The following is a 401-nucleotide window of genomic DNA, read 5'->3' on the forward strand; positions in this document are numbered from 1 at the left end:
GCGTTGCCGTTGGGGGTTTCAAGCAGGTATGGCTTTTCCGAGTAGTTGAACTTGCCAAACTGGTACAGGTAGTTCATCACCGAGTCATACTCAGGCGCCATCGGAAGCGAAACACCCTTAATAAGGTCACCGACGGTGTCGTTAGCACCCCAGTGGCGAAGATCTAGAGTGTGGCCTAATTCGTGCAGGATGGTGTTGCGCAGTTTTGCATCTGATCCCATCAGGCGGTTATTGGCGATGAAAAGCGAGTTATCGCCAACCAAGGAAATACCCGAGGCGTAGTTACCTTGATCAATCTGATCACCGATAACGCCGATGCGGAAGATGTTGTCACGCTCGCCTAAGAACTCGTCGATGTTGTCGAGCAGTTTGTACGCCTGGATTTCATCCTGAAAGTAGTA

Annotated in this window: 1 pseudogene; it reads right to left on the reverse strand. The window is 50.6% G+C overall.

Features of this window, described 5'->3' with window-relative positions:
- Positions 1–401 (reverse strand): annotated as a pseudogene (locus HMPREF2690_RS12075) (hypothetical protein); the annotation flags it as partial.

Source organism: Corynebacterium sp. HMSC034E11 (assembly GCF_001835905.1).
In the GTDB taxonomy this organism is placed as follows: domain Bacteria; phylum Actinomycetota; class Actinomycetes; order Mycobacteriales; family Mycobacteriaceae; genus Corynebacterium; species Corynebacterium coyleae.